The following is a 22277-nucleotide window of genomic DNA, read 5'->3' as shown; positions in this document are numbered from 1 at the left end:
CATGGGCGGATATGTTCTCGCGATCGACCAGGGCACGACATCGAGCCGGGCGATCGTCTTCGACGGCAACCAGAAGGTCGTCGGGTCCGGCCAGAAGGAATTCACGCAGATCTTTCCGCAATCCGGCTGGGTCGAGCACGATCCCGAGGAAATCTGGGAAAGCGTCGTCTGGTCGGTGAAGGCTGCGTTGAAGAAGGCCGGCGTCAAGGCCTCCGACATTTCCGCCATCGGTATCACCAACCAGCGCGAGACGGTCGTCGTCTGGGAGCGCGAGAGCGGCAGGCCGATCCACAACGCCATCGTCTGGCAGGACCGCCGCACCGCCTCCTATTGCGAGAAGCTGAAGAAGCAGGACCTCGAAAAGACCTTCACGAAGAAGACGGGCCTGCTGCTCGATCCCTATTTCTCCGGCACCAAGCTCTCCTGGATGCTCTCCAACGTGAAGGGCGCGCGGGCGCGCGGCGCCAAGGGCGACCTCTGCTTCGGCACCATTGATACATTCCTCATCTGGCGGCTGACGGGCGGCAGGTCGCACGTCACCGACGCTACCAATGCCAGCCGCACGCTGATGTACAACATCGCGACGAATGGCTGGGACGACGAACTGCTGGAGATTCTCCGCGTGCCGAAGGCCATGCTGCCCGAGGTTCTCGACTGCGCGGCCGATTTCGGCGTGACGGAGAAGGGCCTGTTCGGCGCGGAAATCCCGATCCTCGGCGTTGCCGGCGACCAGCAGGCGGCGACCATCGGCCAGGCCTGCTTCGAGCCGGGCATGATGAAGTCCACCTACGGCACCGGCTGCTTCGCGCTGCTCAACACCGGCCCGGACATGGTGCGCTCGAAGAACCGCCTGCTGACCACCATCGCCTACCGGCTCGACGGCGAGACGACCTATGCGCTGGAGGGCTCGATCTTCATCGCGGGCGCCGCCGTGCAATGGCTGCGCGACGGGCTGAAGGTCATCAAGGCCGCGCCCGACGCCGGCGATCTCGCCGCCAGGGCCGACCCGACGCAGAACGTCTATCTCGTGCCCGCCTTCACCGGCCTCGGCGCGCCGCACTGGGACCCGGAGGCGCGGGCCGCCATCTACGGCATGACGCGCAACACCGGCCCCGCGGAATTCGCCCGCGCGGCGCTGGAGGCCGTCTGCTATCAGACGCGCGACCTGCTCGACGCCATGCACAAGGACTGGAAGGCGAACGGCAAGGAGACGGTGCTGCGCGTCGACGGCGGCATGGTCGCTTCCGACTGGACCATGCAGCGCCTAGCCGACATCCTCGACGCCCCCGTCGACCGCCCGACCATTCTGGAGACGACCGCCCTCGGCGCGGCATGGCTCGCCGGCCAGCGCGCGGGCGTGTGGCCGGATCGCAAGGGCTTCGCCAAGTCCTGGGCGCGCGACACGCGCTTCACGCCGAAGATGGACGAGAAGACGCGGGCGGTGAAGATCAGGGGCTGGAAGGATGCGGTGCGGCGGACGCTGAGCGCGTAATTCGCATCACCGGCCCTTCTAGGCTTGGCGGCCGGATGCTATGCACCGGCCATGCAACCATCCCCGACCATCGCCACGGGCCGATCCTGCGGCACCTGCACGCTCTGCTGCCGGCTGCCCGACATCGATCTCCTCGACAAGCCGGCGAATGCCTGGTGCAGGCATTGCGTCGAGGGCGAGGGGTGCTCGATCTATGCGGATCGGCCATCGGTCTGCCGGGATTTCCTCTGTTTGTGGATGACCGACGAAGGGCTCGCGGAAGCGTGGGAGCCGTCGCGCTCGCACATGATGGTCTACCGGCAGGGGCCGCAGGTTACGGTTCTGGTCGATCCCGACCACCCCGATATCTGGCGGCGCGAACCCTATCATTCGCAATTGCTGGACTGGGCGCGCGAAGCCGAAGCGATGGGCGGCTATGTCATCGTGTTCCGGCAGGACGACGTGTTCAAGATCTGAGCGGGCGGTACTTCCTGCCGAAAATCAAAATATTCCGGTGCGCCCTGTCGGCTGAGAGTTTACTCCTACGTCTTTCAGCCAACGGGAGTTCACCATGCTGTATGCCGTTCTTTGTTACGATGCCGAAAGCGAAGTCTGCGCCTGGTCGAAGGAGCTGGACGAGAAGGTCATGGCCGATCTCGGCGCGGTCAACCAGCGCTATGCCGAGGCCGGCAAGCTCGGGCCCGTCGCGCGGCTGATGCCGACGACGGCGGCCGTCACCGTGCGCAAGGGCCCGACGGACAATATCGTCATGGACGGTCCCTTCGCCGAGACCAAGGAACAGTTCCTCGGCTTCTTCGTGCTCGAGGCCGAAACGCTGGAAGAGGCGATCCAGTTCGCCCGCGAGCTTTCCGCCGCCAATCCGGCGAACGGCACCTATGAGATCCGGCCGCTGCAGTTCTTCAATCCGGGAGTGCCCATAACATGACGGACCTTGCCTGGATCGACCTGGCGCTCACCTCGGCGCGGCCGCAGGCCATGGGGGCGCTGCTGCGCTACTTCCGTGACCTCGACATGGCGGAGGAGGCCTTTCAGGAGGCCTGCCTTCGCGCGCTGAGGACATGGCCCGACAAGGGCCCGCCACGCGATCCGGCCGCATGGCTCATCTTCGTCGGGCGCAACAGCGGCATCGACCAGGTGCGGAAGCGCGCGAAAACCCAGCCGCTGCCGCCCGAGGAGGTGCTGTCCGACCTTGAGGACACCGAGAGCGACCTTGCCGACCGGCTGGACGGCGCGCATTACCGCGACGACATCCTGCGCCTGCTCTTCGTCTGCTGCCATCCCGACCTGCCGGCAACGCAGCAGATCGCGCTGGCGCTGCGCATCGTCTCCGGGCTTTCGGTCAGGCAGATCGCGCGGGCCTTCCTCGTCTCGGAAGCGGCGATGGAGCAGCGCATCACCCGCGCCAAGGCAAAGGTCGGCGCGGCCGGCATTCCCTTCGAGACGCCGGATGCGGTGGCGCGGGCCGAACGGCTCGGCCTTGTCGCGGCGATGATCTATCTCGTCTTCAACGAGGGTTATTCGGCCGGGGTGCCGGAGAAGGCCGATACGCCCTTCTGCACGGAGGCGATCCGGCTCGCCCGGTTGCTGCTCAAGCTCTTTCCGGCGGAGCCCGAGATCATGGGGCTGACCGCGCTGCTGCTCATCCAGCATTCGCGGCTCGCCGCCCGCTTCGACGAGGACGGGCAGATCGTGCTGCTGGAGGATCAGGACCGCTCGCTCTGGGACCGCGCGCTCATCGACGAGGCGCTGGTGCTGATCGACAAGGCGCTGCGCCACCGCGCGCCCGGTCCCTTCCAGATACAGGCGGCGATTGCCGCGCTGCATGCCCGCGCCGCGACGGCGGCGGAGACGGACTGGTTGCAGATCGACCTTCTCTACCAGACGCTGGAGCGCATCCAGCCCTCGCCGGTGGTGCGGCTCAACCGCGCCGTCGCGGTCTCCAAGCGCGAGGGGCCGGAGGCGGCGCTGGCGCTGATCGAGCCGCTGGCGGAAAAGCTCGACGGCTATTTCTATTTCCATGGCCTGCGCGGCGGGCTCCTCAAGCAGCTCGGCCGCTATGCGGAGGCACATCAGGCCTTCGACCGCGCCATCGCGCTCGCCACAACCTCCGCCGAGGCGGCCCATATCCGCCAGCATCTCGACAGCATGCAGCGCGAGGCCGCCGGCGGCGCCATGTTTCCGGCCCCGTGAACACACTGTTTCCCCGGCGCCTCTTCCAACCTCCGCCCGCGCGCCATATCTGAGGGAAAATCCTCTCATATGGAACATCCCATGGAACTTGGCCTCTATACCTTCGCCGATGTCGATCCCAATGCCCCCGACAAGGGGCGGGAAGGGGAGCGGCGGCTGAAGAACCTGCTGGAAGAGATCGAGCTTGCCGATCAGGTGGGGCTCGATGTCTTCGGGCTCGGCGAGCATCACCGGCCGGATTATGCGGCCTCGGCGCCGGCCGTTATCCTGGCCGCCGCGGCGGCACGCACGAAGACCATCCGTCTTTCGAGTGCGGTGACGGTGCTGTCGTCGGACGATCCGGTGCGCGTCTTCCAGCAGTTCTCGACGGTCGATCTTCTGTCGGGCGGTCGGGCGGAGATCATGGCGGGGCGCGGCTCCTTCATCGAATCCTTCCCGCTCTTCGGCTACGCGCTCGACGACTACGACCAGCTCTTCGAGGAAAAGCTCGACCTGCTGCTCGCCCTCAACGAAAGCGAGAAGGTCTCGTGGAACGGCGTCATGCGCGCGCCGCTTTCGGGCATCGGCGTCTATCCGCGGCCCCTCCATGGCCGGCTGCCGGTCTGGATCGCCGTCGGCGGCACGCCGCAGTCGGTGGCGCGGGCAGGGGCCTATGGCCTGCCGCTGGCGCTCGCCATCATCGGCGGCACGCCGGCGCGCTATACGCCGCTCTTCGATCTCTACCGCGAGGCCGCGCGGCGGGCGGGACAGGACGAGGCGAAGCTGAAGACCAGCATCAACGTGCACGGCTTCATCGCCGATACGACGGCGGAAGCGGCCGACACCTTTTACGGGCCGCAGGCCGAGGTTATGAACCGCATCGGCCGCGAGCGCGGCTGGGGGCCGACGAGTCGTGCGCAGTTCGACCAGTCGACCGGGCCGGACGGCCATCTCTTCCTCGGCGATCCGGAGACGGTGGCGAAGAAGATCGTCGCCCACCACAGGATCTTCCGCAACGACCGCTTCCTGCTGCAGATGGCCATCGGCCTGATGCCGCATGATCGCATCCTGCGCGGGATCGAGCTCTACGGCACGAAGGTCGCGCCGCTGGTGCGCGAGATTCTGGCGGACGAGCCCAGGGCGGAAATGGCCCCTTCCGCCTGACAGCGCGGCGCGGACGTGCTAGGACGCCCCGCGAAAGAGAGATGCGATGACCCTTGGAAACGATGAAGACCTCAACGGCCTGAAGGCGATCGGCCGGATCTGCGCGAACGTGTTGCAGCACATGTCGACCGCCGTCCGGCCCGGCATGACGACGGCCGAGCTCGACCTGATCGGCCGGCGCATGCTGGAGGCGACGGGCGCCCGTTCGGCGCCGGAAAGCTGCTACAACTTCCCGGGCGCGACCTGCATTTCCGTCAACGAAGAAGTGGCGCACGGCATTCCCGGCGAGCGGGTGATCAAGGAAGGCGACCTCGTCAATATCGACGTTTCCGCCGAGCTCGACGGCTATTTCGCCGATACGGGCGCATCCTTCACGGTCGGCCGCTCGGTGCCGGCGGTGGAGCGGCTCTGCCGCGACGGCAAGCGGGCGCTCTGGGTCGGTCTCAAGGAAGTCAAGGCCGGCAAGCCGCTGGCCGAGGTCGGCAATGCCATCGGCGCCTTCGCGCGCAAGAACCGCTATACGCTGATCGCCAATCTCGCCAGCCACGGCGTCGGCCGCTCGCTGCACGAGGAGCCGACGGAAATCGCCACCTGGCCGGACCCGCAGGAAAAGCGCCGCATGACGGAAGGCCTCGTCTTCACGGTCGAGCCGTTCCTGTCGCTCGGCGCCAACTGGGCGGAAGGCGGCGACAAGGACGAATGGACGCTCTACAGCGAGCCGAGCGCGCCGACGGTGCAGTTCGAGCACACGGTCGTCGCCACGCGCAACGGCCCGCTTGTGGTGACGCTGCCGGGCTGAGAGCCTTCACCGGCGCTGATCCGACGATCAATAAATGTCGTTTGCCGTGGCCATGTTGCAGTGCAATGGTCCCGCCATGATGCAACGCACAGCCGCTTCTTCGCGCGTGACCCTTCGCGCCGCCATTGCCGGCGCGCTCGCCATGGCGGTGGCCATGGGGCTCGGCCGCTTCTTCTATACGCCCGTCCTGCCCGGCATGATGGCGGGGCTCGGCCTCAATGCGGCCGATGCCGGCATCATCGCGGCGGCGAATTTCGCCGGATACCTGATCGGCGCGGTGCTGGCCGCCTATGGCTGGGCCGCCGGCCGGGAGCGGTCTCTGGCAATCGGCGCTCTCGCCGCGACCGTCCTGCTGCTTTTGGCCATGGGGCTTTTCTCCGGTGTCGCGGCACTGTCCGTCATCCGTTTCCTCGCGGGTCTCGCCAGCGCCTTCGCCATGATCTTCACATCGGGTATCGTGCTGTCCATCGGGCTCGTTCATGGCGATCCGCGCGTGCAGATGGCGCATTTTTCCGGCGTCGGCAGCGGTATCGCGGTCTCGGCCGTGCTCGTCTACCTTCTCTCCTTCATCGACTTTTCCGCGCTCCCGGCATGGCGGGCGGACTGGCTTTTCGGCGCGCTGCTCGCCGCCGCCGGCCTTGCCGCCGTCATGGCGCTGCTGCCACGGCCGGAAGGCGGCGCGTCGGCCGTGCGCGAGCCGCCGATTGTCTGGACGCGGCCGCTCGTGGCACTGACGCTGAGCTACGGTCTCTTCGGCATCGGCTATGTGGTGACCGCCACGTTCATCGTCGCCATCGCGCGGGAAGGGGCGGAGAGCCCGCTGCTCGAATGCCTCACATGGCTCGTCACCGGCGGCGCGGCGGCGTTGTCGCTCATCGCCTGGAAACCCGTCGAGCGTCGCAGCGGCGTCGCCATGGCCTATCTGCTCGCGATCCTCGTGGAAACGGTCGGCGTCGCGGCGACGGTCCTGCTGCCCTTTCCGTGGTCGGCGCTCCTCGGGGGCGTTCTTCTCGGCCTCACCTTCATCGTCATCACCGCCTATGGCCTGCAGCTCGGGCGGGTTCTCGCCAGCGGGAGCCCGCGCCAGGTTCTCGCCCTGATGACGGCAGCCTTCGGCGTCGGGCAGATCATCGGCCCGCTCGGGGCCGGGTTCCTCGCCGCGCGCACGGGAAGTTACGCCCTGCCGAGCCTTGCGGCGGCCGGCATCCTGCTCCTTGCCGCGGCCATCACCGTGCTCGGCGGCGCGCTTTCCATTAAATCTCGGTAATGCCCCGGGGCACCAATTGTTGTGCTGCGCAAACTCCTTTAGGTTCTGCGCATCTTCGGCGTGCTTCGCGTCGCCCGGCCTACGAGAAACGAAAGCTATTCCTTTGTTCGTCTCCTTCTTCCCCTATCCCAGATTGTTCTTCCCGTCCGTCGTCCTCTGGTCGGCCCTCGCCATGATTATCTGGTATGCCGGGGGAGGCGATCTCGGCGCCTATATCGGGCTGCCGCCGCTGAAGCCGGGCGAGGAAGCGGTCGTCGGGGTCTCCGTCTTCTGGTCGGCGCCCTTCCTCTGGTTCTACATCTATTATGCGGTGATGGTCGGGCTGTTCGCGGCCTTCTGGTTCGCCTACCGCCCGCATCAATGGCAGCTCTGGTCCGTGCTCGGCTCGGCGCTGATCATCTTCAACACCTATTTCTCGGTGCAGGTGAGCGTCGCCATCAATGCGTGGTACGGGCCGTTCTACGACATGATCCAGCGCGGCCTCGCGCGCACCGAGCCGATCCCGACGGAAACCGAGATCTATGTCGGCATGATCGGCTTTGCGGGCATCGCCTTCGTCGCCATCACCGTCGGCACGCTGAACCTGTTCTTCGTCAGCCACTACGTCTTCCGCTGGCGCACGGCGATGAACGATTTCTACATGTCCCACTGGGACAAGCTGCGCCATATCGAGGGCGCCTCGCAGCGTGTGCAGGACGATACGATGCGCTTCTCGCGCACCGTGGAAGGGCTTGGCGTCAGCCTCGTTTCCTCGATCATGACGCTCGTCGCCTTCCTTCCCGTGCTGTTCAAGTTCTCCAGCACGGTGACGGTGCTGCCCTTCGTCGGCGAGGTTCCGCATGCCCTCGTCTGGGCGGCGATCTGCTGGTCGCTGTTCGGCACGGTGTTCCTTGCCGCCGTCGGCATCAAGCTGCCGGGCCTGGAATTCCGCAACCAGCGCGTCGAGGCGGCCTACCGCAAGGAACTGGTCTACGGCGAGGACCATGCCGACCGGGCGCAGCCGCCGACGGTGGCGGAGCTCTTCGCCAATGTGCGCAAGAACTATTTCCGCCTCTATTTCCACTATCTCTATTTCAACGTCGCCCGCATCTTCTACCTGCAGGCTGACAATCTCTTCGGCACCTTCGTTCTGGTGCCCTCCATCGTCGCGGGCAAGCTGACGCTCGGCGTGATGAGCCAGATCCAGAACGTGTTCGGTCAGGTGCGCGAGTCGTTCCAGTATCTCGTCAATTCCTGGACGACGATCGTCGAGCTTCTGTCGATCTACAAGCGCCTCAAGGCCTTCGAGGCGGCGATCGACGACCAGCCGCTGCCCGATATCGACGAGCGCTACCTGAAAAGGGCGGCCGTCGAAGGCGAGCTTGCGGCCAACGAACCGTAAGGGTTGCGATCAGAGGGCGGCCCCGGCCGCCTTCTTCTCTTTCGCGAGGATGTCCAGCGCGCCGGCATAGCTGACGCAGGCGACATCCGCCTTGCCGCAGGTCTCCGTCAGGAAGCGGTCGAGCGCGCGCCAGTAGGCGCCCGCATTCATCTCGACGAAATGGAAGCCGAGCTGCAGCGGGATGCGCTCGCCGTCATATTGCCTGGCGAAGGCGTCGCGATAGGCCTTCAGCGTGCTTTCCTCGAAGGCGTCGCTCTTTTCCGGGTTCTCCTTGCCCTTGGAATGGCGGACATAGAGATTGTAGTCCATGGCGATGACGGGACGCTGGGATGCGCCTTCCGGAACGAGCGGCAGGCCGAAGCGGGCGATGTCGCCGCTTGCCACGGGCATGGCCGGCCCCTTGGTGACGAGGCTTGCATCATAGGCAAAGCCGTTTTCCTCCAGCGCCTTCACAAGGCCGCTTCCGGCCGAAAGATAGGGCGCGCGAAAACCCTTGATGTCCTCTTCGGCAAAGCGCTTCCAGTCCGCCGGCTCGCGCTCGCCGACGCCGGCATTCTGCCAGGCGTTCTTCAGCGACTCCCGGAAGAAGGCGAACTCGGCCTTCCAGTCCTCCGCGCTCCACTTGCCGCCGTCGAAATGGCCGCAGGCATGGCTGCCGATGTCGTGGCCTTCCAGCTTGGCGAGCCATATCTCGCCGAGCCGCAGGATCGTATCCTCCCGGTCTGGCGCGAAGCCGACATTCGAGCGGCCGCGCTTTTCGTGCGGCGCCTGGTATTTGGCGCGCTCGGCCTTCGGGAAGAGGAAGGTGCAGGAGAGGAAATAGGTGAAATGCGCGCCGGTGCGCTTGGCCATGGCGCGGCTCTTTTCCCAGAGAAGGTTATCGTGCGCCCCGTCGAAGGAGACGATGACGAGCTGCTTGCGCTTTGCGGTCTCCACCGCCTCGTCCCCCGCGAGCGCCGGCCCGGCGGCGAGCGCCACGGCGAGGGGAAGAAGGAGGGAACGAGGCGAAAACAAGGAGGACATGGCTACCCGCGACAATTTGCAAAGGGTCTCTCATCGATTCCGAATGCGGCAATCCTTTGATCGGGCTGGAATTGTCGCCGCGCGACGGATATTCCAATGGTGACGGCCATCCGCCGATTTTTCTTCAAGGGGCATTTTCATGACGTTGCTCATCATCGGTCTCGTTCTCTTCATCGCCACCCATCTCCTGCGCCCTGTCGCGCCGGGGCTGCGCAATGCCGGCATCGCCGCGCTCGGCAAGCCGGGCTGGATGGCGCTGCACGGCATCGTGTCGCTGGCAAGCCTCGCCCTCATCGTCTACGGCTTCATCGACGCGCGCGAGAACGGCGGCGAGATGCTGTATTTCCCGCCCGCCTTCATGGCGCATATCACGCTGACGCTGATGGCCATCGCCGCAATCTGTCTCGTGGCGGGCTTCCTGCCGCCCGGCCATATCCGCACGAAACTGAAGTTCCCGATCCTCGTCGCCATCAAGATCTGGGCCTTGGCGCATCTGCTGGCGAACGGCGAGAGCTATTCCGTGCTGCTCTTCGTGACGATCCTCGCCTGGGCGGTCATCCTGCGCATCACGCTCAAGAAGCGCATCGCGGCGGGGGAAACCAAGCTGCCGGTCTTCGTCTCGGCGAAATACGATGTCATCGCCGTCGTTGTCGGGCTCGCCCTCTATGCCGTGATCGTCCTCAAGCTTCACGAATGGCTGATCGGCGTCGCCCCGCTGCCCTGATCCGTTGCCTATCCCGGGCCTATCCCGGGGGCTTTTCGCGCCTGCCCCCTTACAACGCCGAGAAAATCGGGTAGAAGGCGCTAACTTTAAACGTTGGTTGGCGCCGGGCAGGACATGGTAAATCAGGACGACAGCTTTATCCGCGAGGTGAACGAGGAATTGCGCTCCGATCAGATGCGTCTGGTCTGGAAGCGTTTCGGCCGCATCCTCATCGGCGCGGCCGTTCTCGTCGTGCTCGGCACGATCGGTAAGGTGGGCTACGAATACTGGCGCGACAGGGAGGCTTCCGCTTCCGGCGACGAGTTCCTCGCTGCCCTGACGCTCGCCCGCGACGGCAAGAAGGACGAGGCGCTGGCCGCGCTCGGCGCGCTCGAGAAGGACGGCTTCGGCTCCTATCCGGTGCTTGCCCGCATGCGCTCAGCCTCGCTGCTGGCGGAAACCGACGCCAAGGGCGCCATCGATGCCTTCACGGCGATCTCCAAGGACGGCTCGGTGCCGCAGGCGCTGCGCGATGCGGCCCGCCTTCGTGCCGCCTATCTCCTCGTCGATACCGGCACCTACGACCAGGTCTCGGCCGAGGCCGAGCAGCTTGCGACGCCGCAGGGGGCGCTGCGCCATTCCGCCCGCGAGGTTCTCGGTCTTTCGGCCTACAAGCACGAGGACTATGCGCGCGCCAAGGAATGGTTCGACGCCATAATCAACGACAGCGAAAGCCCGCGCAATGTCGCCAACCGCGCGCAGATGCTGCTTGACCTGATCACGGCAAGCGGCAAGCTGTCTTCCTGAGCCGGCATCTGCCGGCCGCTATAACGGAACACGTTCATGAGCTTCACCGTCGCCATTGTCGGACGCCCCAATGTCGGCAAGTCCACCCTGTTCAACAGGCTCGTGGGCAAGAAGCTCGCGCTCGTCGACGATACGCCAGGCGTTACCCGTGACCGCCGGCCGGGCGACGCCCGCCTCATCGACCTGAAATTCCGCATCATCGACACGGCCGGCCTCGAAGAGGCCGCGCCCGAGACGCTGCAGGGCCGCATGCGCGCCCAGACGGAAGCCGCCATCGAGGAGGCCGATCTCTCGCTCTTCGTGGTCGACGCCAAGATGGGCCTCACCCCGGTCGACCAGACGCTGGCCGAGATGCTGCGCCGCAAGGGCAAGCCGGTCGTGCTCGTCGCCAACAAGTCGGAAGCGCGCGGCTCCGACGGCGGCTTCTACGACGCCTTCACGCTCGGCCTCGGCGAGCCGACGCCGATCTCCGCCGAACACGGGCAGGGCATGCTGGACCTGCGCGACGCCATCGTCGCCGCCATCGGCGAGGAGCGCGCCTATCCCGAGGACGACGAGGCCGAAACCAATATCGACGTGCGAGCGGAGATGGCCGAGGGCGCCGAAGCGGACGAGGATTTCGAGCCGGAATATGACGAGACGAAGCCGCTGCGCGTCGCCATCGTCGGCCGCCCCAATGCCGGCAAGTCCACGCTGATCAACCGCTTCCTCGGCGAAGACCGGCTCTTGACCGGCCCGGAAGCCGGCATCACGCGCGATTCCATTTCCGTCGAATGGGACTGGAAAGGCCGCACGATCAAGATGTTCGACACGGCCGGCATGCGGCGCAAGGCGAAGGTGCAGGAGAAGCTGGAGAAGCTTTCCGTCGCCGACGGCCTGCGCGCCATCCGTTTCGCCGAGACCGTGGTCATCGTCTTCGATTCCACCATTCCCTTCGAGAAGCAGGACCTGCAGATCGTCGACCTCGTGCTGCGCGAGGGTCGCGCCGCCGTGCTCGCCTTCAACAAGTGGGACCTGATCGACGATCCGCAGGCCGTGCTCGCGGAGCTGCGCGAGAAGACCGACCGGCTGCTGCCGCAGGCGCGCGGCATCCGCGCCGTGCCGGTTTCCGGCCAGACGGGCAGGGGCCTCGACAAGCTGATGCAGGCCGTCATCGACACGGACCGCACCTGGAACCGCCGCATCTCCACCGCCAAGCTCAACCGCTGGCTGGACGCGGTGCAGACGCAGCATCCGCCGCCGGCCGTTTCCGGCCGCCGCTTGAAGCTGAAATACATGACGCAGGTGAAGGCCCGCCCGCCGGGCTTCATGGTGTCCTGCACGCGCCCCGACGCGCTGCCGGAATCCTATATCCGCTATCTCACCAATGGCCTGCGCAACGACTTCAACCTGCCGGGCGTGCCGATCCGCATCCATTTCCGGGCGTCGGACAATCCCTATGCCGGCAAGGCGAAGAAGAAGCGCTGACGGGCTGATCGCCGGTCAGCCTTGCGGCAGCTTGTCCTTTGCGACCAGCGCGCCGTGATGCTGGATGACGGCGGCGGCGACGTCCGCCGCAAAGCGCGCGGCCTCCTGCGGCGCCGCGCCTGCCGCGAGGCGGGCGAGGAAGGCGCCGTTGAAGCTGTCGCCGGCGCTCGTCGTATCGACGATCTTCTCGACGCTCGCCGACGGGACATGGCTGCGCTTCCCGCCGAAGACCAGCGTCGCACCCTCGCCACCGTCCTTCACCACCTGTTCCGCGACGCCGAGCGCGGCGTAGCGGGCGATGGTCGCCTCCAGCGAGGCGTCGCCGAAATGGGTCGTCTCGTCGTCGAGGCTCGGCATGACGAGCGTGGAGGCGCGGGCGCCTTCGGTGACCGTCGCGCGCATGCGGTCCATGTCGTCCCACAGGCGCGGGCGGATATTGGGATCGAAGACGACGCGCTTGCCGACGGCCTTGGCGCGGCGCAGCTCGGAAAGCAGGGTCTCCACATCCTCCGCCGGCAGGATCGCCAGCGTGATGCCGGAGAAGACGATGATGTCGGAAGCCTCGATGGCGGCGCGCAGCCGGTCGCCGTCGTGGGCAAGCAGCTTTGCGGCGGAGGCGGAGCGCCAGTAGGAGAAGCTGCGCTCGCCGTCCTTGAGGTGGATCATGTAGAGGCCCGGCGAGCGGCCGGCGATGCGCGCGACATGGGCGGTGCCGACGCCGTGGCCTTCCATGAAGGCCAGCATCTCGTCGGAAATCGTGTCGGTGCCGACGGCGGACAAATAGTCGACGCTCCAGTCGGACGGCAGGTATTGCCGGGCGTAATAGGCGGTGTTGAACGTGTCGCCGGCAAAGCTCTTGCGCATCAGGCCACCCTCGGCCTGCATCAGTTCCACCATGCATTCGCCGATCGCCAGCAGCCGTCCCGCCATATCCGTTCTCTCCGGTCAATTGCGCCGGAAAGAGGAAATACTGTCAAAGAGTTGGCGGGGCAAGACGATGCCCGCGCTTTCCGCCTGCCGCTGCCGCTCCGTGCGGCGAAGGCCGGGGATGTGCACGCCGAATTCGCCGGAAAGGCGCTCCACCTGCCTGGCGAGCCGGGCCGGGAAATCGTCGGCGAAGAGTTGCGGCGAGAGGGCAAGGACGAAGAGGCCGATGCCGGGCGTCGCCTCGCCCGCCTGAAAATCCGGCGCGTCGAGCGACCAGTTGGCGCCTGTGAGGCCCGCCGCCAGCACCTCCACCATGAGAGCGATATTCGCGCCGCGCGTGCTGCCATAGGCCAGCAAGGCGCCCTGCATGGCGGCGAACGGATCAATGGTCGGTTCGCCGTCCTGATCGAGCGCCCAGCCGTCGGGGATGGTCTCGCCCCGCGCCGCCGCCTCGCGGATATCGACGAAAGCCGCCATGCTGGAGGCCTGGTCGACCAGGAGCAGGCGGCCGTCCTCCAAGGGGGCGGCGAAGGCGAGCGGATTGGTGCAGTAGACCGGCTGGCGGCCGCCTGCGCCGGCCATCAGCGCCGGGCCGTTGGTGGCGGCGAGTGCGACGAGGCCTTCTTCGGCGAGCCGGGCGGCATACCAGCCGAGCTCGCCGGTCGTATAGCTGTTGTGCAGGGAGAAGACGGCGATGCCGAAGGTCCTTGCCTTGGCCGCCAGCTCCTCATGGGCCAGCGAGAAGCCGTGCTGCGCCACCCCGCCCATGGCGTTGCATTTCATGATCGCCGGCACCGGCGAGGTAATGAGCGGCTCGGCCCGTGCCGTGATCCTGCCGTCGACGAGGCTCCTGAGGTAGTCCGTCAGGTGCAGGAAGCCGACCGGGCGCTTGCCGGCCATTTCCGCATCCAGCGTGGCGCGGGCGAGCGCCGCCGCTGCCGCCTCCGCCATGCCGACGCGCATCAGCGCCGTGCGGGCGAGGTCCATTGCTTCCGTCGGGGAAAGGGTGACGTCATCGGTCATACGGCAACCTTCTCTATGGAATTTGCCGACATCATCCAGACCGCCCCGCCTTTCGTCAACCGTCGAAAAATCCGGCTGCCGCCCGTTTACGCTGCACGGGACGCGCGTTACATCTTGCCCGGAGCAACAGGAACCGGAGCAAGAACGCATGACGAAGCCCCGCAAGAAGACCGACGACTGGTGGCGCGGCGCGGTCATCTACCAGGTCTATCCCCGCTCGTTCCAGGACACGACCGGCGATGGCATGGGGGATCTCAGGGGCATCACCAGGCGGCTCGGGCACATCGCCTCGCTCGGCGTCGACGCCATCTGGCTTTCTCCCTTCTTCAAGTCGCCGATGGCGGACATGGGCTATGACGTCTCGGATTATTGCGACGTCGATCCGATGTTCGGCACGCTGGCGGATTTCGACGCGATGCTGGCCGAGGCCCATCGCCTCGGCATGAAGGTCGTCATCGACCAGGTGATCTCGCACACGTCCGACCAGCATCCCTGGTTTGTCGAAAGCCGGTCCAGCCGGTCGAACCCGAAGGCGGACTGGTATGTCTGGGCCGATCCGAAGCCGGACGGCACGGCGCCCAACAACTGGCTGTCGATCTTCGGCGGGCCGGGTTGGGAATGGGACGGCGTGCGCAAGCAATATTACATGCACAACTTCCTGACCTCGCAGCCGGACCTCAACTTCCACAACAAAGCCGTACAGGATGCGCTGCTGTCGACGGTGCGCTTCTGGCTCGACCGCGGCGTGGACGGCTTCCGTCTCGACACGGTGAACTTCTATTTCCACGACAGGAAGCTGCGCGACAACCCGCCCCACGAGCCGAACCCGGACGAGATCGGCCTCGATGCGCCGGACGTGAACCCCTACGGCATGCAGACGCATCGCTACGACAAGACGCAGCCGGAGAATGTCGATTTCCTCAAGCGCTTCCGCGCGCTGCTCGACGAATACGAGGGGCGCATGACGGTGGGCGAGGTCGGCGACGGCGCGCGCTCGCTGAAGACGGTCGCCGAGTATACGAGCGGCGGCGACAAGCTGAACATGTGCTACACGTTCGATTTGCTCGGGCCGGATTTCACGGCCGACCATATCCGCAAATGCGTGCAGAGCTTCCAGCGGGCGGTGGAGGACGGCTGGGTCTGCTGGGCCTTCTCCAACCACGACGTCGACCGCCATGTCAGCCGCTTTATCCACGCCCCGGAGGAGCGCGAGCGCGTCGCCAAGCTGGCGATCACCCTGCTTTCGACGCTGCGCGGCTCGATCTGCCTTTACCAGGGCGAGGAACTGGGTCTCACGGAGGCCGAGCTCGCCTTCGAGGACCTGCGCGATCCCTATGGCATCCGCTTCTGGCCGGCCTTCAAGGGCCGCGACGGATGCCGCACCCCGATGCCCTGGCAGCGCGGCGAGGCCCATGCCGGCTTCAGCACAGCCAAGCCCTGGCTACCGGTGCCGGAAGACCATGCCCGCCTTGCGGTCGATACGCAGGAGAAGATCGCCGGCTCCGTGCTCAACCACTACCGCGCGACGCTCGCCTTCCGCAAGGAGCACGAGACGCTGCACGACGGCGACATGTCCTTCCTCCATTCCAACCACGACATCCTCGCCTTCACCCGCGAGAAGGCCGGCGAGAAGCTGCTTTTCGTCTTCAACCTGACGCGCGAGAAGGCGGAATTCGTGCCGGCGAAATCGCTGAAGCTCGGCGAGCCGCTGCCGGTCCCCGGCTTCGGCGCGAAGCTGAAGGACGGGACGATCGAGCTGGACGCGCTGGACATGGCCTGCGTGCGGCTGTGAAGGATCAGGCGGCTGGGCGCTTCACCGTCTGGTCGCCACGGCCTGCGAGCAGGCCGGCGATAGAGATATCTTCGTCAAGCGCATCCCAGTGTATCCCGCCGGGACTGAGTTCATAAGCGAGCCGGGATGCCTTGTCTGCCGTGAGGAGGCGGGGGAACCAGGCCAGTGGAATGCCCAGCGTCCGGCCGTCATCGAGGGATACCCACATCGTATCGTCGTCGAAACGGATTTCAGTTGCTGAAATATTCATGCCACGTCTTCTCGATGAGATGTCTGCGCTCTGCGACAAGACGCAGGATAGCAGACAGTTCCCTGCTGTTGAAGCCGCGGCTCTCCGCGATGCCGATCAGCGGCTCAAGCCAGATTTTCGCGATCGCGCCGCCGGCCCGGACATGAACGTGAACCGGCTCACGTGGGTCGCCTTCGTTCGAATAGAAGAAGAAGGTGAGGTTCTGGTGGCGGAAGACGACCGGCATTCACGACCTCACCCGATCAGCGCGAACCGATCCACATCCACCATCCCCCTGTCCGAGATCTTCAGATGCGGGATGACCGGCAGCGGCAGGAAGGCGAGCTGGAGGAAGGGTTCTTCCAGCGTGGCGCCGAGGGCGAAGGCGGCCTGGCGCAGGTGGTGCAGGGTGTCGCGCACGGCCTCGTAGGGTTCGAGGCTCATCAGGCCGGCGACGGGGAGAGCGATCTCGCCGGTGACCTTGCCGTTCTCCACCACGACGAAGCCGCCCTTGATCTCGCCGAGGCGGTTCGCCGCGAGCGCCATGTCATCCTCGTCGACGCCGACGACGCAGATATTGTGGCTGTCATGGCCGACCGTCGAGGCGATGGCGCCCTTCTTCAGGCCGAAGCCCTGCACGAAGCCGTTGGCGTGGTTGCCGTTCTTGCCGTGGCGCTCGATAACGGCGACCTTGATGATATCCTGCGCGAGGTCGACGGCGGTCTGGTTGCCGCTCGCCGGCAGGCGGTAGCGGCGGTGCTCGGTGATGATCTTGCCGGGCAGGACGCCGATGACCGGGGTCTCGCCCTCCGTGACGGGAACGGCGAAATGCGCGGCGCTGACGGGGCGGGCCTTGACGCTGTCGAGGCCGACCGGCTCGATAGCCTTGCGGGTCGCGAAGAGTGCGTCGTCCACCTTGCGGCCGGCGGAGAAGACCATCCCGGCCTTGCAGTTCTCCAGCGTATCGACGACGACGAGGTCGGCTCGCCAGCCGGGGGCGACGAGGCCGCGGTCGCGCAGGCCGAAGGCCTTCGCCGCGGAGATGGAGGCGGCGCGGTAGACGGCGAGCGGAGCGCGGCCATGGGCGATGGCCGTGCGGATCATATAGTCGAGATGGCCCTGCTCGGCGATGTCGAGCGGGTTGCGGTCATCGGTGCAGAGCGCGAGGAAGGGCGAGAGCCGTTCGGTGAGGATCGGCATCAGGGCGTGCAGGTCCTTGGAGACGGAGCCCTCGCGGATGAGGATATGCATGCCCTTGCGAATCTTCTCCAGGGCCTCTTCGGCCGTCGTGCATTCGTGCTCGGTGCGAATGCCGGCGGAAAGGTAGCCGTTGAGGTCGTTGCCGCGAAGGAGCGGCGCATGGCCGTCGATATGGCCGCCCTGGAAGGCTTCCAGCTTGGCGAGGCAGACGGGGTCCTTGTGGATGACGCCCGGGAAATTCATGAATTCCGCAAGGCCGATGACCTTGGGATGGTCGCGAAAGGGCAGCAGCCGCTCGATCGGCAGGTCGGCGCCGGAGGTTTCCAGATGCGTCGCCGGCACGCAGCTCGAAAGCTGCACGCGGATATCCATGATCGTTTCCATCGCACTGTCGAGGAAGAACTGGATGCCCTCGGTGCCGAGCACGTTGGCGATCTCGTGCGGATCGCAGATGACGGTGGTGACGCCATAGGGCAGCACGCAGCGATCGAATTCGTGCGGCGTTACCAGCGAGGATTCGATGTGGAGATGCGTATCGATGAAGCCGGGCACGACGATGCGGCCGGTGATGTCGATTTCCCTGCGGCCCTTGTATTCGCCGCAGGTGCCGACGATGCGCTCGCCGCAGATGGCGATGTCGGAGGCGACGAGCTCGCCCGTCACGAGGTCGAAGAACTGCCCGCCCTTGAGCACGATGTCGGCAGGCTCGCGGCCGGTTCCCTGGTCGATGAAGCGTTCCAAGTCGGTCATGGCTGATCTCCGAATCCCTTTTCGCAGACTCTAGAGCATTTCCGCTTTTCTCCGAATCGCGAAAACGCTCCAACTCTTTGTTTGCCGCATTTCCCTACGCAACACCGCTTCGCACTTTTGCTGGAAATGCTCTGGTCCCGCCGCGGCAGGAAGAAAGGGCCAGACGCCGAATCTTCAGTGTGGGAAAGTCACCGTGAAGGCGAAGCGTGTGTGCCCGCCTGCGGCAAGCAGGGTGGTGAAAGGCCGGTCCTTCAGTTCGCGCGTGCCGCCATATTCGGCGGCCGTGCCGTGCCACGGCTCGATGCAGAGGAAGGGCGCGCCGAGCTTGGTCCAGAGCGCGAGGTTCGGCAGGTTTTCGAAACGGAAGTTGAGCGCCGGGCCATCCTCGGCGGCGTAGGTGAGGCCGGTGCCGGCTCCCTGCGGGAAGACGAGGGCGTCGTTGTCGAAGAGCGTATGGGCGAGCGTCAGCCGGCCGCCGCTGAAAGGCGAGGGGAGCCGGTGGGGTGAGAGGAGGCCCTTTTCCAGCGGCTGGCGCTCGGGTTCTCCTCCATTGTCGAGCGTGACGGTGTGCGGCCGGCCGGTGGCGCCCGGCAGGGGCCAGACGAAGGCGGGATGGAAGCCGCAGCCGAAGGGCATGGGGACGGTGCCACGGTTCTCCACTTCGGCGGAGACGGTCAGCGCCAGGCCATCCAGTCGGTGTTCGACGGTAAGCCGGAAATCGAAGGGATAGGCAGCGCGGGTTTCCTCCGATGCTTCCAGCACGTAGCGGCAGGCGCTCTCCTCCGCCGCCTCGAGCGAGAATTCCCGCCGGCGGGCAAAGCCGTGCTGCGCCATCGGATAGGGCTTGCCGTCGATCAGCAGCGTATCATCCGGCGCCTTGCCGACGATGGGGAAGAGGAGCGGCGAGCGGCCGGTCCAGAAGGCGGCGTCGCCGTTCCACAGCCAGTTCACCCCGTCGCGCGTCGTCGCCGATTGCATCTCGGCGCCGAGGGCGGAGACCTCGATGGAGAGGAATTCGTTCGCTATGCGGGTCATGGTCGGCATCGGCTGGCCCTCGTCGTGGTGGCCGCACAATTGCGCCGAACGGGGCGGACTTGCAAGAGCGGCGGTCGATAGCGGCATGTGCCGCCTGCCCCTCATCCGGCCTGCCGGCCACCTTCTCCCCGCAGGCGGGGAGAGCGTTAGGATGAGGGGCAAAAGCCGTCTTGCGGCGGGAATCAAAAATGGCGGCCGAAGCCGCCATTTTCGTCTGCCCGGGTGTACGGCTCAGATATTGTTCTGCAGGACCTCGCGCAGCTTGCCGAACAGTTCGTCGATCTCAGGCTTCTCGATGATGAGCGGCGGGGAGAGGGCGATGATGTCCCCCGTCGTGCGGATGAGCAGGCCCTTCTCATAGGCCTTGAGGAAGGCGTTGAAGGCGCGCTTGGTCGGCTCGCCGGGGATGGAGGCGAGTTCGACGGCACCGATTAGGCCGACATTGCGGATGTCGATGACGTTCGGGCAATCCTTCAGCGAGTGCAGGCCCTCTTCCCAATAAGAGGCGAGCTCGCTGGCGCGGGTCAGAAGGCCCTCTTCCTTGTAGGTGTCGAGGGTGCCGAGGGCGGCGGCGCAGGCGATCGGGTTACCGGAATAGGTGTAGCCGTGGAAGAACTCGATCATGTGTTCCGGGCCGTTCATGAAGGCGTCGTGGATTTCCGACGTCACGAAGACCGCGCCCATCGGGATCACGCCGTTGGTGAGGCCCTTGGCGGTGGTGATGATATCCGGCTTCACGTCGAAATACTGCGCGGCGAAGGGCGCGCCGAGGCGGCCGAAGCCGGTAATGACCTCGTCGAAGATCAGCAGGATGCCGTGCTGCGTGCAGATCTCGCGCAGCTTCTGGAGGTAGCCCTTCGGCGGGATGAGGACGCCCGTCGAGCCGGCGACCGGTTCGACGATGACGGCTGCGATGGTCGAGGCGTCATGCAGGGTGATGATGCGCTGGAGTTCGCTGGCGATGTCGCCGCCATGTTCCGGTTCGCCGCGCGAGAAGGCGTTCTTGTCCGGGAAGTGGGTGTGCGGCATGTGGTCGACGCCGGTCAGCAGCGTGCCGAACATCTTGCGGTTGGAGACGATGCCGCCGACGGAGATGCCGCCGAAATTGACGCCGTGATAGCCGCGCTCGCGGCCGACCAGGCGGAAGCGCGAGCCGTCGCCTTTCGCGCGGTGATAGGCGAGCGCCACCTTCAGCGCGGTCTCGACCGATTCGGAACCGGAATTGGTGTAGAGGACGTGGTCCATGCCCTCGGGGGCGATGTCGACGAGGCGGTTGGCGAGTTCGAAGGCCTTGGGATGGCCGAGCTGGAAGGCGGGGGCGTAGTCGAGCTCGCCGGCCTGCTCGCGGATCGCCTCGGTGATCTTCGGCCGGCAGTGGCCGGCATTCACGCACCACAGGCCCGCCGTGCCGTCCAGCACCTGACGGCCGTCATGGGTGGTGTAGTACATGTCCTTGGCGCCGACGAAAAGGCGCGGCTCCTTCTTGAACTGCCGGTTCGCCGTGAAGGGCATCCAGAAGGCGCGCAGATCGTTGGGGGTGTTGAGGCGGTTGGACATGCGATCTCTCCCACGGCCATTGAATGCGGGGGCCGTCCCGGCTGGTATTTTTACCCGATGGTCAAATTAGCAAGGCAGTGGGGGGCGTCAAGCAGCCCTTTGACGGCAAAACGCCCCGAATGGGCATTCGGGGCGTCGCGAATCACCGGCCGGGAAGAGATCAGGCGATGCGGAGCTTCTTTTCCGCGGCGGCGCCGGCCTTCTTGTAGATGCGGTCCAGCGAGTCGAGGATGGTCATCACCGCATCCGACTTGCTGGAATAATAGATGGTCTGGGCGTCGCGACGCGTGGTCACGAGATTCTGCGCGCGCAGCTTCGACAGGTGCTGCGAAAGGGCGGACTGGCTGAGTCCGACCTGGTTTGCCAGTGCACCGACGGCGATCTCGCCTTCCACCAGAACCTTGAGGATGAGCAGGCGCTTGGGATTCGCCATGGCGGAAAGGAAATCGGATGCGATCTCGGCCTGTGCGTGCTCTGCGTCTGAAATCTTGTCCATTTGAAACTCCTTTGGGCGTTTCCGCTTCAAAACTTGTGCTTTTATGTGAATCCGCTTGTTAGCATATAAGCAAAACCCTTCCCATCAAGTGGCAAGAAATCAGGGGTCGGGGTGCACGCAATGCTATAAGTTTCTTCTCCAAAAACGATAGACGCGAACAGTGGATTCATGCGCTCTGCGGATCAGCCCGTTGCTCTTGCCTCGCGGAGCAAACGTGCCAACTCGCTGCGAAGTTCCTTCGCGTCTTCAAGTTCATGTGCATATTCGAAACGTCTTAACTTGTCACTGCTCGCGAGATCGATTCCCGCCGCATCGAGGCCGACGATGATCCATTCGCCGTCGCTGGCGCCGCAATAGTGGCGCGCATAAACATTCGCGGCTTCCGCATGGTCGCTGTTCATGTGCTCGACGGCGCCGGTTTCCATCGCCGCGAGGGCCGCGCGGGCGGGGGAGCGAATCAGGAGGTCTTCGGCCGTCAGCAGGAAGGCCTTGCCGAAACCGCCATTGAGGAAGGCGCGCTGCGGCACGAGGCGGAAGAAGGTGAAGTCGGGGAAATCGACATAGAGCTTGGCCTTGGGATGACGGCGGATGAAACGTTCGCGCAGCGCCGCGCGCGCCTCGCTTTCGCGCGGGATTTCCTCGGCCTCGCAGATGACGGTGAGGCGCGGATGGGCGAGGGGATCACCCTTGCCGGGCTCGCCGGCCAGCAGCGAGGCCCGTCTGTCGGCCCTCAGCGCCTGGGTATGAACCGAAAGGGAGGAGACGAGGATGACGGGCGTTCCGTCGGTGTCGGTCCCCGTCAAGGTGCGGCTTGCGAAGGGGGCGCCAGTTTCCGGCTCCAGCACGGCGAGCGCGCAGCTTCGCGCCGAGCGCAGGAGGGTGCGGGCGAGGCGGCGGGCGTCGTCGTCCGTTTCGCGCAGAACGCTGGGCTTGTCCTTCTCGGTCATGGTCTTCGGCTCCCGCTTGCGGCAATGAAAAAGGCAGCGCCCGTCAAGG

22 protein-coding genes are annotated in these 22277 nt (G+C 65.7%); 12 read left to right on the top strand and 10 right to left on the bottom strand.

The genetic code is table 11. The features are described 5' to 3' along the window. The first annotated feature begins 1 nt into the window (after position 1). From glpK to sbmA, 8 genes are all read left to right on the top strand, one after another. Positions 2-1492: a glycerol kinase GlpK gene (gene glpK, locus ShzoTeo12_RS10800; protein WP_318909689.1), complete on the top strand. Its 1491-nt coding sequence runs from the start codon at positions 2-4 to the stop codon at positions 1490-1492. 51 nt (positions 1493-1543) lie between these two features. Next, the gene (locus tag ShzoTeo12_RS10795) at positions 1544-1948 is read left to right on the top strand and encodes a hypothetical protein (RefSeq protein WP_318909688.1); all 405 of its coding nucleotides are present in this window, start codon (positions 1544-1546) and stop codon (positions 1946-1948) included. Positions 1949-2042: 94 nt separating this feature from the next. Continuing rightward, the gene (locus ShzoTeo12_RS10790; RefSeq protein WP_318909687.1) at positions 2043-2417 is read left to right on the top strand and encodes a YciI family protein; all 375 of its coding nucleotides are present in this window, start codon (positions 2043-2045) and stop codon (positions 2415-2417) included. Then, positions 2414-3682 carry an RNA polymerase sigma factor gene (locus tag ShzoTeo12_RS10785; RefSeq protein ID WP_318909686.1) on the top strand — a complete coding sequence of 423 codons (1269 nt, stop codon included), beginning with the start codon at positions 2414-2416 and terminating at the stop codon, positions 3680-3682. Before ShzoTeo12_RS10790 ends, ShzoTeo12_RS10785 begins: the two co-directional genes overlap by 4 nt. An 81-nt stretch (positions 3683-3763) precedes the next feature. Further along, on the top strand, positions 3764-4825 hold the full coding sequence (locus ShzoTeo12_RS10780; RefSeq protein WP_318909685.1) for an LLM class flavin-dependent oxidoreductase: 1062 nt from the start codon (positions 3764-3766) through the stop codon (positions 4823-4825). Between the two features lie 46 nt (positions 4826-4871). Next, a complete protein-coding gene (gene map, locus ShzoTeo12_RS10775) occupies positions 4872-5624 on the top strand; it encodes a type I methionyl aminopeptidase (protein ID WP_318909684.1) in 753 nt (250 codons plus the stop codon). 76 nt (positions 5625-5700) lie between these two features. Next, the gene (locus ShzoTeo12_RS10770; protein WP_318909683.1) at positions 5701-6891 is read left to right on the top strand and encodes a YbfB/YjiJ family MFS transporter; all 1191 of its coding nucleotides are present in this window, start codon (positions 5701-5703) and stop codon (positions 6889-6891) included. A 103-nt stretch (positions 6892-6994) separates the two neighbouring features. Next, the gene (gene sbmA / locus ShzoTeo12_RS10765) at positions 6995-8272 is read left to right on the top strand and encodes a peptide antibiotic transporter SbmA (RefSeq protein WP_119256946.1); all 1278 of its coding nucleotides are present in this window, start codon (positions 6995-6997) and stop codon (positions 8270-8272) included. Between the two features lie 9 nt (positions 8273-8281). Here sbmA and ShzoTeo12_RS10760 read toward each other — a convergent pair whose 3' ends face one another. After that, complete coding sequence (locus tag ShzoTeo12_RS10760) at positions 8282-9295, bottom strand: polysaccharide deacetylase (protein WP_318909682.1); 1014 nt, start codon at positions 9293-9295, stop codon at positions 8282-8284. A gap of 139 nt (positions 9296-9434) precedes the next feature. Between ShzoTeo12_RS10760 and ShzoTeo12_RS10755 the strand changes: the two genes are divergently transcribed. From ShzoTeo12_RS10755 to der, 3 genes are all read left to right on the top strand, one after another. Further along, positions 9435-10019 carry an NnrU family protein gene (locus ShzoTeo12_RS10755; RefSeq protein ID WP_318909681.1) on the top strand — a complete coding sequence of 195 codons (585 nt, stop codon included), beginning with the start codon at positions 9435-9437 and terminating at the stop codon, positions 10017-10019. Between the two features lie 114 nt (positions 10020-10133). Beyond that, positions 10134-10805, top strand: coding sequence for a tetratricopeptide repeat protein (locus tag ShzoTeo12_RS10750; protein ID WP_119257171.1), 672 nt, complete (start codon positions 10134-10136; stop codon positions 10803-10805). A 36-nt stretch (positions 10806-10841) separates the two neighbouring features. Further along, entirely contained in the window at positions 10842-12272 is a 1431-nt protein-coding gene (der, locus tag ShzoTeo12_RS10745; RefSeq protein ID WP_318909680.1) for a ribosome biogenesis GTPase Der, read from the top strand. A 15-nt stretch (positions 12273-12287) separates the two neighbouring features. Here the strand turns inward: der and ShzoTeo12_RS10740 are convergent, their stop codons facing one another. Both ShzoTeo12_RS10740 and ShzoTeo12_RS10735 read right to left on the bottom strand, forming a co-directional pair. Further along, positions 12288-13202 (bottom strand): sugar kinase, encoded by a 915-nt coding sequence (locus tag ShzoTeo12_RS10740; protein ID WP_318909679.1) that lies wholly within the window; start codon positions 13200-13202, stop codon positions 12288-12290. Between the two features lie 15 nt (positions 13203-13217). Next, a complete protein-coding gene (locus tag ShzoTeo12_RS10735; RefSeq protein WP_318909678.1) occupies positions 13218-14222 on the bottom strand; it encodes an Ldh family oxidoreductase in 1005 nt (334 codons plus the stop codon). 148 nt (positions 14223-14370) lie between these two features. Here ShzoTeo12_RS10735 and ShzoTeo12_RS10730 point away from each other — a divergent pair, with 148 nt between their 5' ends. Next, the gene (locus ShzoTeo12_RS10730; protein ID WP_318909677.1) at positions 14371-16014 is read left to right on the top strand and encodes an alpha-glucosidase; all 1644 of its coding nucleotides are present in this window, start codon (positions 14371-14373) and stop codon (positions 16012-16014) included. Positions 16015-16018: 4 nt separating this feature from the next. On the opposite strand, the gene ShzoTeo12_RS10725 is transcribed toward ShzoTeo12_RS10730, so the two are convergent. From ShzoTeo12_RS10725 to ShzoTeo12_RS10695, 7 genes are all read right to left on the bottom strand, one after another. Next, positions 16019-16264: a DUF2442 domain-containing protein gene (locus ShzoTeo12_RS10725; RefSeq protein ID WP_119256954.1), complete on the bottom strand. Its 246-nt coding sequence runs from the start codon at positions 16262-16264 to the stop codon at positions 16019-16021. Continuing rightward, positions 16245-16490 carry a DUF4160 domain-containing protein gene (locus ShzoTeo12_RS10720; protein WP_119256955.1) on the bottom strand — a complete coding sequence of 82 codons (246 nt, stop codon included), beginning with the start codon at positions 16488-16490 and terminating at the stop codon, positions 16245-16247. The genes ShzoTeo12_RS10725 and ShzoTeo12_RS10720 overlap by 20 nt, the downstream gene beginning before the upstream one ends. A gap of 8 nt (positions 16491-16498) precedes the next feature. Continuing rightward, the gene (gene ade, locus ShzoTeo12_RS10715) at positions 16499-18193 is read right to left on the bottom strand and encodes an adenine deaminase (RefSeq protein ID WP_318909676.1); all 1695 of its coding nucleotides are present in this window, start codon (positions 18191-18193) and stop codon (positions 16499-16501) included. 174 nt (positions 18194-18367) lie between these two features. Then, positions 18368-19237 carry an aldose 1-epimerase family protein gene (locus tag ShzoTeo12_RS10710; RefSeq protein WP_318912443.1) on the bottom strand — a complete coding sequence of 290 codons (870 nt, stop codon included), beginning with the start codon at positions 19235-19237 and terminating at the stop codon, positions 18368-18370. A 222-nt stretch (positions 19238-19459) separates the two neighbouring features. Continuing rightward, positions 19460-20785 (bottom strand): aspartate aminotransferase family protein, encoded by a 1326-nt coding sequence (locus ShzoTeo12_RS10705; protein ID WP_318909675.1) that lies wholly within the window; start codon positions 20783-20785, stop codon positions 19460-19462. Positions 20786-20945: 160 nt separating this feature from the next. Beyond that, positions 20946-21281, bottom strand: a complete 336-nt coding sequence (locus ShzoTeo12_RS10700) for a metalloregulator ArsR/SmtB family transcription factor (protein WP_318909674.1) — start codon at positions 21279-21281, stop codon at positions 20946-20948. A gap of 182 nt (positions 21282-21463) precedes the next feature. Beyond that, entirely contained in the window at positions 21464-22228 is a 765-nt protein-coding gene (locus ShzoTeo12_RS10695) for a HugZ family protein (protein ID WP_318909673.1), read from the bottom strand. Positions 22229-22277 lie beyond the last annotated feature (49 nt).

Source organism: Shinella zoogloeoides (genome assembly GCF_033705735.1).
In the GTDB taxonomy this organism is placed as follows: Bacteria; Pseudomonadota; Alphaproteobacteria; order Rhizobiales; family Rhizobiaceae; genus Shinella; species Shinella zoogloeoides_A.
Note: the sequence above shows the minus strand (reverse complement) of the source record. Positions and strands in the feature narration are given on the sequence as shown.

Coding starts and splice junctions, on each gene's coding strand:
- ShzoTeo12_RS10705 (WP_318909675.1), bottom strand. CDS start 20,785: ATGTCCAACCGCCTCAACACCCCCAACGATCTGCGCGCCTTCTGGATG.
- ShzoTeo12_RS10755 (WP_318909681.1), top strand. CDS start 9,435: ATGACGTTGCTCATCATCGGTCTCGTTCTCTTCATCGCCACCCATCTC.
- ShzoTeo12_RS10710 (WP_318912443.1), bottom strand. CDS start 19,237: ATGCCGACCATGACCCGCATAGCGAACGAATTCCTCTCCATCGAGGTC.
- ShzoTeo12_RS10760 (WP_318909682.1), bottom strand. CDS start 9,295: ATGTCCTCCTTGTTTTCGCCTCGTTCCCTCCTTCTTCCCCTCGCCGTG.
- ShzoTeo12_RS10720 (WP_119256955.1), bottom strand. CDS start 16,490: ATGCCGGTCGTCTTCCGCCACCAGAACCTCACCTTCTTCTTCTATTCG.
- der (WP_318909680.1), top strand. CDS start 10,842: ATGAGCTTCACCGTCGCCATTGTCGGACGCCCCAATGTCGGCAAGTCC.
- map (WP_318909684.1), top strand. CDS start 4,872: ATGACCCTTGGAAACGATGAAGACCTCAACGGCCTGAAGGCGATCGGC.
- ShzoTeo12_RS10695 (WP_318909673.1), bottom strand. CDS start 22,228: ATGACCGAGAAGGACAAGCCCAGCGTTCTGCGCGAAACGGACGACGAC.
- ShzoTeo12_RS10780 (WP_318909685.1), top strand. CDS start 3,764: ATGGAACTTGGCCTCTATACCTTCGCCGATGTCGATCCCAATGCCCCC.
- ShzoTeo12_RS10795 (WP_318909688.1), top strand. CDS start 1,544: ATGCAACCATCCCCGACCATCGCCACGGGCCGATCCTGCGGCACCTGC.
- ShzoTeo12_RS10725 (WP_119256954.1), bottom strand. CDS start 16,264: ATGAATATTTCAGCAACTGAAATCCGTTTCGACGACGATACGATGTGG.
- ShzoTeo12_RS10735 (WP_318909678.1), bottom strand. CDS start 14,222: ATGACCGATGACGTCACCCTTTCCCCGACGGAAGCAATGGACCTCGCC.
- ShzoTeo12_RS10770 (WP_318909683.1), top strand. CDS start 5,701: ATGATGCAACGCACAGCCGCTTCTTCGCGCGTGACCCTTCGCGCCGCC.
- ShzoTeo12_RS10790 (WP_318909687.1), top strand. CDS start 2,043: ATGCTGTATGCCGTTCTTTGTTACGATGCCGAAAGCGAAGTCTGCGCC.
- ShzoTeo12_RS10750 (WP_119257171.1), top strand. CDS start 10,134: ATGGTAAATCAGGACGACAGCTTTATCCGCGAGGTGAACGAGGAATTG.
- ade (WP_318909676.1), bottom strand. CDS start 18,193: ATGACCGACTTGGAACGCTTCATCGACCAGGGAACCGGCCGCGAGCCT.
- ShzoTeo12_RS10730 (WP_318909677.1), top strand. CDS start 14,371: ATGACGAAGCCCCGCAAGAAGACCGACGACTGGTGGCGCGGCGCGGTC.
- glpK (WP_318909689.1), top strand. CDS start 2: ATGGGCGGATATGTTCTCGCGATCGACCAGGGCACGACATCGAGCCGG.
- ShzoTeo12_RS10785 (WP_318909686.1), top strand. CDS start 2,414: ATGACGGACCTTGCCTGGATCGACCTGGCGCTCACCTCGGCGCGGCCG.
- ShzoTeo12_RS10700 (WP_318909674.1), bottom strand. CDS start 21,281: ATGGACAAGATTTCAGACGCAGAGCACGCACAGGCCGAGATCGCATCC.
- ShzoTeo12_RS10740 (WP_318909679.1), bottom strand. CDS start 13,202: ATGGCGGGACGGCTGCTGGCGATCGGCGAATGCATGGTGGAACTGATG.